Raw genomic sequence first — 11,864 nt, 5'->3', positions numbered from 1 at the left:
AGATATGAAAGATTTATTTATTTTAGCAGGGCCTACAGGTATTGGTAAAACAGAAATATCTATAAAGCTTGCACAAGAGCTAAATGGGGAGATTATATCAGCTGATTCAATGCAAATATATAAATATATGGATGTTGGATCTGCTAAGATTTCATTTGAGGAGATGAGGGGAATTCCTCATCATTTATTGGATATAATAGAGCCAAGTGTTGCTTTTAGCGTAGCCGATTTTAAAGAAAGATCAGAGAAGGCCATTTGCGATATAACTAACAAAAATAAACTCCCAATGCTCGTTGGTGGAACTGGGTTTTATATAAATTCATTAATTTATAATTTCAGTTTTGCGGATACCAATAAAGATGAAGCATATAGAGAGCATCTTACAAAACTTGCAGAGGAAAATGGGAAAGAATATGTCCATAACTTACTTAAAGACATTGATGAAAAAACATACAATAAACTATATCCTAATGATTTGAAAAGAGTTATTAGAGCTTTAGAAGTATACAAGGTTAGTGGTAAACCTATGAGTGAATTTGCAAAGGAGCAAGACATTTTGGATATTCCTTATAATGTACATTATTTTGTATTAAATATGGATAGACAAAAATTATATAATAGGATAAATTTACGCGTAGATATTATGATGAAAAATAATTTAGTTGATGAAGTTATAAAATTAAAGAAAATGGGCTATAATGCAGATATGCAGTCAATGAAGGGTATAGGTTACAAAGAGATATTATATTACTTAAATGATGAAATATCCTTAAATGAGGCTGTAGAGAAGATTAAACAAGGAAGTAGAAATTATGCTAAAAGGCAACTTACTTGGTTTAGAAAAGATCCAAGAGTAAACTGGATTAATAAAGATGATTTTACTAGTGATGATGAGATTGTAGACTACATAAAGAGTAAGTTAACCCTTTTGAATTAGTCTTAATGAGCTGTTTTTATAAAATTAAAATACAATTGTGGAGGAACATTTGTGAGCAAATTTACTAATAATCTGCAAGATATATTTTTAAATGAGGCAAGAAAGAATAAAATACAAGTTACTTTATATCTGATAAATGGCTTTCAATTAAAGGGCAATGTAACTGGTTTTGATACGTTCACTGTAGTATTAAACTGCGACGGAAAACAAATGATGGTATATAAACATGCTATTTCTACGATAACTCCACTTAATCCAATATTACTAGGGAGTGAAGAAATTTAAAGTTATAGTATGTTGTTTAATTATCTCCTGGGTCGCTGCAACAGCTTCGAAGAAGATGCATTAACGACTTCAGAAGGAAATTTATACTACCACTGAAGTTTTATTTCTGCTAAGATAGTTAATTCCCACTTATAGAAGTAGGAGACTTTCCTTCTGAAATGTCGTTAAAGGCCTAAGCTTAGAGTAAACTAGCTTGAGGCTTTATTTTTTAAAATGGTTAATTTATAATATAAATACGAAAGAGGTAAATGATGATAAATGAAAAGAATATTAAAACTTTAGGAACACATAGTGGTAAATTTCATGCAGATGATGTTATGGCTACAGCTATACTTAGATTATTATTAGGAGATATAAAGGTAATCAGAACAAGGGATGAAGAGGTACTTAAAAAACTAGATTTTGTTTATGACATATCTCTAGGAGAATTTGATCACCATCAATTAGATAAAGAAATAAGAGAAAATAATATTCCATATGCCGCGTCAGGACTAGTTTGGAGAGAGTTTGGTTCTAGAGTAATACAAAAGTTTAATTCCGAGTTTGATGAAGATGATATAATATCAATTTTTGATTATATTGATAAGACTTTAGTGCAGGGGATTGATGCTATAGATAATGGCATAGATTCTAAATCGGAATTTAAAGTAACTTCAATAAGTGATATTATACAAAATTTTAATCCTACATGGGATGATGATTCATCCAAAGATGATGCATTTGAAGAAGCAGTAGGATTTGCAATTGTTGTTATAAAACGGATAATAAGCAGACAGGTTTCTGTTATAAAAGCAAGGGATATAGTAAATAAAGGATTTCAAAATAGAGAGGTTAATGAAATAATGGTTTTGAAAAATGGTTGTCCTTGGCTTCAACAGTTACTTAAAATAGATATAAACTGTGAGGTACTGTTTGTTATTTCGCCTGGGGATAATAACGCGGAGTATAAGATTCAAACTGTAAAGAAAACTGCGGGGACTTTTGAAGCAAGAAAAGATTTAGTTGAGTCAATTAGAGGAAAATCAAGTGATGAGATAAATTCAATAATAAAAATAGATGATGCTATCTTTTGTCACAAGGCAGGGTTTATAGCATCAACTAAAAGCCTCACGAGTGCTTTAAAAATAGCAAAATTATCAATTTAAAATTTATATAATGAACCCAATAACAACTAGGTGTTATTGGGTTTATTTTTTATATAATAGTTAAATTAAGAGCCGATTTCTAGCACATAAAAATTAAAATTATTATTTTAATGTACCAGATCTCTCTATAAGTGCATAAGCTATTAGTAAATAGCATTTTATTGTGGAGGGGATTAGGCGTTGGAATATTATATTCAGGTAGAACCAGATGTTAAAATTTTTGTTGAAGATTTAAATCCAAGAGGGAAGAAAACAATTTTGTTTATACATGGTTGGCCATTAAATCATAAAGCATATGAATATCAGTTTAATGTACTTCCTAAAATGGGATATAGATGTATTGGAATTGACACTAGAGGGTTTGGTAAGTCGGATAAGCCTATAAGTGGATACGATTATAATACATTATCAGATGATATAAGAGGTGTAGTCGAAGCTCTTAATTTAAAAAACTTCACTCTTGGTGGACATTCTATGGGGGGAGCAACTGCTATTAGATACATGGCTCGTCATAAAGGTTATGGGGTATCCAAACTTGCTCTCTTTGGGGCAGCGGCGCCTAGTTTAACTAAGCGTCCAAATTTTCCGTATGGGTTGCCTAAGGAAACGGTAACAAAACTTATTCAAGAAACATATAATGACAGACCTAAAATGCTAAGAGATTTTGGAGATATATTTTTGTTCCAGTACGCTACTCAGCCTCTACAAGATTGGTTTTTTAATTTAGGTCTTGAAGCAGCAGGATGGGCAACGTCAGATTGTGCCACAACTTTTAGAGATGAAGAGTTGTTTTGTGATTTAGAAAAAATAAATGTCCCAACATTAATTCTTCATGGTATACATGATAAAGTTTGCTTATTCCAGTTAGCTGAAGTTATGAAACAAGGAATTAAAAATGCTAAACTTGTACCATTTGAATATAGCGGACATGGATTGTTCTATGAAGAGCGTGACAAGTTTAATAAAGAATTAATACAATTTATTGAGAAATAAATTATTTAAACAGCTAAAGCCCTAAATTTTAATGGGCTTTAGCTGTTTAATTTTATAAATATTAAATTGTATATATTTATAAAATATTATATAATAAGTAATATATATTTAATATTGTAATTTAATTAAAATATAGTAAAAAGGAGTGAATTGCTGTGAAAAAGAAATTATCTTTTATATTTATATTTATTTTTGTACTCTCTATCGTTGGGTGCTCAAGAGCTACATCAACTACAATAAAAAAAACAAACCCTGTTAAACCAACTGTTGTAGCTACACCTGTAACTGTAGCTAAACCAATTGAAACATCTACAATACCTGGGTTTGACAATACTACTGATATTAAACCTTATGGGAAGAGTATCCCGGTTCTAGAGTACCACTCAATTAGCTATGATAAAGGTAATCCCATTTGTATTCCAATTAAAAAATTTGAGGAGCAAATGAAATATTTAAAGGATAATGGTTATTATACTATAACACTTACAAATTTGTATGGGTACCTTATGAATAATACTCCAATACCTAGAAAATCGGTAGTCATTACTTTTGATGATGGATATGATAATAATTATACTGCTATGTTTCCTATTCTAAAAAAATATAAATTTAAAGCAACAATTTTTGTTATTACTTCTCTTACTGATGTACATAGCAACATGCTAACATCTAAACAACTTATAGAAATGGATAAATATGGTATGGATATAGAAAGCCATACTGTACATCATGATAATTTAAAATTGATTTCTAAGGATAACCAACTAAAAACGTTAATTCAATCTAAAAAATATCTTGAAAAAACATTAAATAAAACAATAGATTTTTTTGCATATCCTTATGGTGGGTACAACAAAAGTGCAATTGAGGCATTGAAAGAAGCCGGTTACAAAATGGCTTTCACCACTGAAAAGGGATGGTCCTCTAAAAAGAATGGTATACTTTCATTACATAGGGTATGGATAAGTGCTTCAGATAGTACGAAAGCATTTAAAAGTAAAATTTCTAATCCTAGAACAGATTAAAGCACTCAACTGATTAACAGTAAAAGAACATTTGCAATTATGATAGGATAATATAAATGAACTCCCCTTAATTAAAGAGGGAGTTCATTTATAATATTTCCTTTCTTTCCATTACATTTAATTGTATAAGTTACATCCTCATCTTTACTAAAACCCGAACCACTCCCACCACTGTTGCCAAAACTTTTATAAACTTCCCTATCAAGCCTTGAACCCGTTGAGCCCCCTTCACCTGAAGTGGTTTATGATAACTAAATATTTAAACTACATTTCTTATGAATTAATTAGTATATGATACATATTACATTGACACACGTAGTAATATGCGTTAAAGTATAATTACGAGGTGAACATAATGAATAAAATCAATATCAGTAGTGAATTAATTCGTGGTAACATTGATTCAATAATACTTCGAGTAATATGTGATGGAGATAACTATGGATATGAAATCATTAAAGCTATTTCAAAAAATAGTGAAGGAAAATATGAATTAAAAGAACCTTCATTATATACAAGTTTAAAAAGGCTTGAATCACAAAAACTTGTTGAGTCTTATTGGGGAAGTGAAAGCCAGGGTGGCAGAAGAAAGTATTATAGGATTACAGAACTTGGTAAAGAAAATTATGAAAAATCACTTTCAGATTGGAAGATAGCAAGAGATTTAATAGATAAACTTATTAAAAGGGAGGGATAATGGGGATGAATAGTTTAAAAAATCATGTTGATAGTATTTTTAGCAACTATAAATCAAGTAAACAGATTAATGAATTGAAATATGAGGTTTTGAGTAACCTTGAGGCAAAGGTTGATGATTTAACTGCAAATGGCATAGATCACAGCGAGGCTATTAAAAAAGCCAAAGGAAGCATTAACAGTATAGATTACCTTATTGACGGAAACATAAAAATATATATAAATAAATATAATCTTGAATATATACAAATAGGTTTACTTTATTCTATAATAGCATGGATAATAACAATACCTGGTTTAATTATTAGAGTAGGATTTATATTAAATATATTTCTATTTATTTGCAGTATTGCAATTGGAATAAAGTATTTCCTATTAAACTCAAAAAAAGAATCTGAATATCGTAAGTGTAAATCATTTATTAATATACAATCGGCGTTTAAAGTTAAAAAAATTGCTTGGATTATGTGGTTATTGTTTATTGTAGTTTATACTCTTTTTATCACTGCAATCCAGTTTGGAAGTAACATTTGGTTCTCAAGACCCATTAGTATAACAGGTCCATACCAATTTGCTGAATTGGCAATAGGATACGGTATTCCACTTATTTCAATCATAATTCCATTGATTTTTAATTTAGCCCCAAAACTAATATTAAAATATGAGGTGGGTGAAGACAATGAAAACGAGGAATAATATAATAATTGGTTTAGCAATAATAGGGATAGTTTTATTTGGACTGGTTCAGTTTATTGTTATACCAAAGAATAATCAGAAAAATAATCAGTATATGCTGCAGCAGCAAAATCCTATAACACATGACTTAAATAGTGTTATGAAATATAAAAGCAAATATATGGGTAATTCGAGCAATATAACTAATTTATTTCACAAATTGCCATTAAGTAATATTAAAATGTCTTTTGAGTTATTTCCAAATAAGTTAACAGCAGAAGTAAAATATAATGATACTATAGCAAATATTAATGAAAATAAGGTGAATAAAGCTTTGATATACAATTCTACTGTTGCATTTGCTCTGATTGAGAATCTTCAAGTAATAAATTACAACTTTACTGGTTCAGCATATAAAGTCTCACGCTTGGATGTTGAAAAGTGGTATGGGCGAGAGTTACCGGGTTTATTAAAAAAAGAGGAATGGAAAAGTAAAGTACAGGATAAGCTTGAAGATAATAACTACGTTAACAATTGTATAAAAGCAGTATTGATGAAGTAATAACTATCTTAAAGGATTCGAATAAAATATTCTAATGTAACAGGTTATTTATCGTACAGCTGATACATGTGTAAAAAAAGAATTCTCCATAAAGGCTTAGCCTAGTTACGTCATCAAGAAACGTAATTAGATAAGCCTGTTTTTTTTGAGCTTTTATTTTAAGGCTTACGTAAGGTTCATTAATATAAATATTCTAGTATGCGCTTTTTACTCACGAAATTTAATGCTGGGAAATGTATACTTATAAATACGAACACTCCCATAATATTAGATCATAGAAACATTCAGGTCGTTGATACTTTATGGAAAATTAATTAAGCGTTAATTGTAAAAAAATTATCATTAAAACTAGAAAGTAAGGGGAAATGACTATGACAACATTATTAACAGCTAAAGAAGTTACAAAAATTTATGACAATAATCAAAAGCCAGCATTAAATAAGGTTTCTTTACAAATTGAGACTGGAGAATTTATTGCTATAATGGGGGCTTCAGGATCAGGAAAGACTACTTTATTAAATGTATGTTCAACTATTGATACTTTTACAAGTGGAGACATTATTATAAATGGTGTAAATATTAATACACTAAATGATAATAGTGCTACTGATTTTCGAAAATGTAATTTAGGATTTATTTTTCAAGAATATTTTCTACTGGATAGTCTAACAGTTACAGAAAATATAGCAGTACCACTTACTTTACTACATAAGATTCCAAAAGATATTGAATCTTCTGTGCATCAAATAGCCGAGCGTTTTGGTATAAGCGATATATTATCTAAATATCCAAGTGAATTGTCTGGGGGACAAAAGCAACGTGTTGCTGCAGCAAGAGCTATCATAAAAAATCCTAGTGTTTTGTTTGCAGATGAGCCTACCGGTGCACTAGATTCAAATTCTGCCACAGCGTTGCTTCATAAATTAGAGGAAGTGAACAAAGAATTAAAAACTACTATTCTAATGGTAACACATGATGCGTATGCTGCAAGTTATGCAAGTCGTATTATTATATTTAAGGATGGACAAATCGTTAGAAAATTACAAAAATGCAGGAACGAAAGAAAGCTTTTCTTTGAGGAGATTTTAAAAGAAGTTGCAAAACTGGGGGAAAACTAATGATGCTACATTACACGAGGAGGCAATTAAAAATATGAACTTATTAAGTATTGCGCAGAAAAATATAAGAAAGAATTTTTTGTTCTATTCTCTTTATTTATTTTCAGTATCATTTGTTTTTATGGTGTTTTTTAGTTTTATTTCTTTTGCCATGAATGAAGTCATAATGGAACGGATATCTACTGATGGCAGAGTAGAAATGATGTCCAAAGCTGTAGCAATATTAATCATGGGATTTGTATTGTTTTATATGTCATATGCCAATACTTTTTTTATGAAAAGACGAATGAAAGAACTTGGAATTTATTCTTTATTAGGATATAGAAAGTCTACAATGACACGGTTGCTTTCATTTGAGAATTTTTTTATTTGTATCAGTGCACTTGGTATAGGAATATTTTTTGGATCATTTCTTCATAAAATCATTATTATAGGGATTGTACATCTTTTAGATTTGCAAATAGATGCTTCAAAAATACCGTTAATTAATTTAAACGCTGTTTACGTTGCCAGTGGATTCGTGTTGGTTGTTCTATTTGTTTTATTTTTATCAAATTGGAAATTTTTAAAGAAAAGTTCATTACTAACACTAGTTCGATTGGGTAAAAAAGTAGAACAACAAATAAAGGTAAAAATATGGCTAGCAGTATTAGGAGTTATATTATTAATACTTGGTTATGTAACAGCGCTAGATATAACAAGGGGAAAGGATTCGTTTTGGGTTACAGTAGGATTCGGACCTATGGCTATGATTACACTTATATCTGTAGTCGTAGGAACAATATTTTTTATACATTCTTTCATTCCTTATGCTATATTAAAATTAAAAAAGAAAAAAGGATATTTTTATAAGGAAACAAATATAATTACAATTCCAAAATTTATTTATCGTATACGATCAAATGCAAAAGCATTAATTATATTGACATTACTATCAGCGGCAACATTGAGTATACTAGGTTCGGCAATACTCTCAATATATTATCCTTATGCTGGCCTTTCACGTGTAATTCCTGCAGCTATTGAATTCCATATCAAAAGCGCAAATCAGGTAGATAAAGTAATTGATATTGTGAAAAAAACAGTAGGAGGAAAAAATATAGATTATAAAAAAACTTCTTTAATTCAAGTAACTTCTTCAACTGATAACCTTCCTTTTGAATATAGTGCTAAGCAACAACACAGTTTTGATTTAATTTCTAAATCCGATTATATTAATTTGATACAGTTACAAGGGAAAAAGCTATCTATTAAAAATATAAGTGGGAACGATTGTACTCTTGTTAAATATACATATGATAAAAAAAATATAGACATAGGAAAAGTATATTCCTTAAATCTTGCAAATCATAAAACCATAAATGTAAATGTAGTGGAAACCACATTGATAAATCCAATTGGATTTGTCAACAGTCTAGGAACACTTGTTATTTCTGATGAGCTTTATACAAAAACCTCTAAATTGAAACTACATACGAATGAGATTATGAGCGTTTTCGGAAAAAATATGAGAAATAATAAAGAAGTATATGAGCAACTTGCCCCTATGTTTAAGAATAATAACAATTTTGTCAGTTCATACCAAAAACAATATGAATACATTAGTGCTAATAGTGTATCCCTTTTGTTAATTACATTTGCTACAGCAATCTTTTTTATTGCTACAGGAAGTATTTTGTATTTTCATAGTATTTCAGGGATTACAAACGATAAAAGAGAGTTTTACATTCTAAAGAAAATGGGATATAAAAATAAAGAAATAAAAAAAATTATTAGTAAGCAAATTTTAGTGTTTTTTAGTATTCCGTATTTATTAGGCGTTATTCATAGCATTTTTGCTTTAGAATGTTTTGTTGCTTTAATACCAAATTTACTAGGGAAAAGCAGTACATTTATACTACCCATACTTGCTTCAATTGGCATATTCACAATAATATATGTTATATATTATATAATTACAAAGTATTCATGTTATAGAATAATATTAAACAATAAGGAGTGAAATTGTGCTTTTCACTCATGAAACACCTAACCATAATATATTGTACAATTTAAATAACAATTGTATAATAAAACCAAGATAGTGATTATATTATCAATTTAACTGTGAGGATAAATTTATGAAATCGAGATATCAGAGAAAGCAGGTATTTATTTTACTGAATCAATTATTAATAATTTTATTTTTGTGTCATGAATATTTACAAAATATTGATAAGGAAGCATCTAGCATTATGCCATTGACTATTATTTCATTGATGCTTCTTTACTCCATTTATATACAGTTTATTAACTTAAAAGGAAGTTATGTTTTATCACAATTTTCTAATCTATTATTATTCCTTTCTTGGGTTTTTTTATTACTTAGAAGTAAAGAAAAAATATTTATTTTTTTAGCAACACCATTATATGTTTTTTTACCATATGAGATAATTCAGTTTTTATTGATGTTTATTTTTCAAGATTGTGTTTATAACAATAAAAAGCGAATAAATATTATTTTGAAAATATGCTGTTTTCTAACATTGCTATCTATGTTAAATACTAAACTTTTTTATGTTATGTTTATGTTACAATGGATTTTAAACTTTGTTTGTTTTATTTATGTATTATTTAAAAATAGAAGCAGGTTCTTTTTTGTTTTGAAACAAGAGCGTAAACATTTGATTTCTTCTATATCTACCATAATTGTTCCATATATGATTTATGTATTTATTTTCGCAAAACAAGCCAATTACGTGGAAAATTGTGGTCTTTATATAATTGTAGCTTTACCGTTGTTTAGTGTTCATGGTATAGTAAAAAAAAATCATATTAATTTAAATGGTTATGTATTAAATTCTAAAATAAATATTTTATTATCTGTTTGTTTGCTGTGTTTTGCAGTTATTATAGGAATTATATTGCATTTTAGCATATTGAGTTATTTTCTTTTGCTGCATTGTGTTGTTTGGTTTGTTTCATTTTATTTAACTTTGTTATATAGTGAAATAAAGCAAAGATTTTTAAATGGAGAAACTAGAAATTCTGAAATGACACAAGAAAATTTTTATATGAACAATATTATACAAATATACAAAGAAGAAAACATAAAGAATGATTTTTCTAATTATCTACATGATGAAGTGTTGCAGGATTTATTATCAATCAAAAACATGATATATAAATTGGATAAACCGCAGGTAAAAGAAATAGTAGTTGAAACGCTTGAAGCTTTAAATAATTCCATTAGAGAAGAAATGCAAGAATATCATCCTATTATGTTAAAAACACTTACTTCAAAAGAAAATATTAGTAATTTACTAGAAATGATAAAGGAAACATATCATAGAAAAAAGATTTCTATTTCATTTGTTTGCGATGATAATCTATTTTTGGTAGAACCATATAACTTAATTCTATATCGCATGTTAAGAGAGTTAGTGAGAAATGCTTTTAAACACTCAAAATGTATACAAATAGACGTGTTTTTATCTCAAAAAAAAGAAAAAGTAGAGCTTGTTGTAGAAGATAATGGAATTGGATTAGATAATATAGAGAATGTAGATATTAAAAAGCATAAAGGATTGGCTTCTATTAAGGAGCAAGTACGATTACTTGGTGGTTGTATACAAATAGATTCAAAAAAACCTTCTGGACTACGTATTACTATTCAGATTACTATGAGAGGGGATAATTCTTATGAATATTTTATTAATCGATGATCATGCATTATTTGCTAAAAGTTTAGAAATTGTTTTTCAGGATTATAAAGAGATAAAAAGTTTTTATTCTTTGCAAGATATTACACAAGTTACATCAATTATACAAAAAAAACAACCAGATATTATTTTAATTGATATAAATTTGAGCAATATAAGTAATGAAGATGGATTAATACTTGCTAAATCTATTCTTACTAATTTTCCTGATAATAAAATTGTAATGTTGACTGGTTATGATTTGCCGGTTTATCGATATGAAGCCAAAAAAATTGGGGCAAAAGGTTTTATAAATAAGAATATAATGCCGGACAATCTTTTAAAAATATTAGTTGATATAAATAATGGAAAGAATTATTTTTCTGCAAATATAAAATATATAGAAAAATTAACACCGAAAGAAATACAAATTCTACAGTTATTATGCTATCCATATAAGCGAAATGAAATTTCTAATATGCTTCACATTAGTGAGCGTACTATTTCTAACCATATACAGCATATATTTGATAAATTAGAGGTTTCTTCATCATTAGAGGCTGTTATAAAAGGTATCAATCTTGGGTACATACAACCTAACTATAAAAGCAGTTAAAAAAGATAATTATAATTTCTGAATATAATAGCAATTAACATTATTTTAAATGATTTTAACTAAGTAAACGTATTATCGTCAATTTGAATATTTGCTAAGCTCTTATAGGTCATAGTATAATTTTATCTTAGG

12 protein-coding genes are annotated in these 11,864 nt (G+C 28.3%); all 12 read left to right on the top strand.

Features of this window, described 5'->3' with window-relative positions; all coding sequences use genetic code 11:
* Positions 1–4: 4 nt before the first annotated feature.
* The 12 genes from miaA (at position 5) to KPL54_RS02810 (ending at position 11,732) form a co-directional block, all read left to right on the top strand.
* Complete coding sequence (gene miaA / locus KPL54_RS02865) at positions 5–937, top strand: tRNA (adenosine(37)-N6)-dimethylallyltransferase MiaA (RefSeq protein ID WP_216104504.1); 933 nt, start codon at positions 5–7, stop codon at positions 935–937.
* 51 nt (positions 938–988) lie between these two features.
* Positions 989–1,222 (top strand): RNA chaperone Hfq, encoded by a 234-nt coding sequence (gene hfq, locus KPL54_RS02860; RefSeq protein ID WP_216104502.1) that lies wholly within the window; start codon positions 989–991, stop codon positions 1,220–1,222.
* A 251-nt stretch (positions 1,223–1,473) separates the two neighbouring features.
* Entirely contained in the window at positions 1,474–2,367 is an 894-nt protein-coding gene (locus KPL54_RS02855) for an MYG1 family protein (RefSeq protein ID WP_216104500.1), read from the top strand.
* 180 nt (positions 2,368–2,547) lie between these two features.
* Entirely contained in the window at positions 2,548–3,360 is an 813-nt protein-coding gene (locus tag KPL54_RS02850) for an alpha/beta fold hydrolase (protein WP_216104499.1), read from the top strand.
* A gap of 155 nt (positions 3,361–3,515) precedes the next feature.
* The gene (locus KPL54_RS26700) at positions 3,516–4,385 is read left to right on the top strand and encodes a polysaccharide deacetylase family protein (protein ID WP_216104497.1); all 870 of its coding nucleotides are present in this window, start codon (positions 3,516–3,518) and stop codon (positions 4,383–4,385) included.
* A gap of 355 nt (positions 4,386–4,740) precedes the next feature.
* Positions 4,741–5,082 (top strand): PadR family transcriptional regulator, encoded by a 342-nt coding sequence (locus KPL54_RS02840; RefSeq protein ID WP_216104495.1) that lies wholly within the window; start codon positions 4,741–4,743, stop codon positions 5,080–5,082.
* Positions 5,083–5,087: 5 nt separating this feature from the next.
* On the top strand, positions 5,088–5,777 hold the full coding sequence (locus tag KPL54_RS02835) for a hypothetical protein (RefSeq protein WP_216104493.1): 690 nt from the start codon (positions 5,088–5,090) through the stop codon (positions 5,775–5,777).
* Positions 5,761–6,318 carry a DUF4825 domain-containing protein gene (locus KPL54_RS02830; RefSeq protein ID WP_216104491.1) on the top strand — a complete coding sequence of 186 codons (558 nt, stop codon included), beginning with the start codon at positions 5,761–5,763 and terminating at the stop codon, positions 6,316–6,318. Before KPL54_RS02835 ends, KPL54_RS02830 begins: the two co-directional genes overlap by 17 nt.
* Before the next feature lie 371 nt (positions 6,319–6,689).
* Entirely contained in the window at positions 6,690–7,436 is a 747-nt protein-coding gene (locus tag KPL54_RS02825; RefSeq protein ID WP_216104489.1) for an ABC transporter ATP-binding protein, read from the top strand.
* 34 nt (positions 7,437–7,470) lie between these two features.
* On the top strand, positions 7,471–9,438 hold the full coding sequence (locus KPL54_RS02820; protein ID WP_216104486.1) for an FtsX-like permease family protein: 1,968 nt from the start codon (positions 7,471–7,473) through the stop codon (positions 9,436–9,438).
* 640 nt (positions 9,439–10,078) lie between these two features.
* Complete coding sequence (locus KPL54_RS02815; RefSeq protein WP_216104484.1) at positions 10,079–11,140, top strand: sensor histidine kinase; 1,062 nt, start codon at positions 10,079–10,081, stop codon at positions 11,138–11,140.
* Positions 11,118–11,732 (top strand): response regulator transcription factor, encoded by a 615-nt coding sequence (locus tag KPL54_RS02810; protein WP_253203325.1) that lies wholly within the window; start codon positions 11,118–11,120, stop codon positions 11,730–11,732. Before KPL54_RS02815 ends, KPL54_RS02810 begins: the two co-directional genes overlap by 23 nt.
* The last annotated feature ends 132 nt before the right edge of the window (positions 11,733–11,864 follow it).

This window comes from Clostridium estertheticum (assembly GCF_018861295.1).
Classification (GTDB): Bacteria; Bacillota; Clostridia; order Clostridiales; family Clostridiaceae; genus Clostridium_AD; species Clostridium_AD estertheticum_D.
The sequence above is the reverse complement of the archived record's forward strand: the minus strand, read 5'-3'. Positions and strand labels throughout refer to the sequence as shown.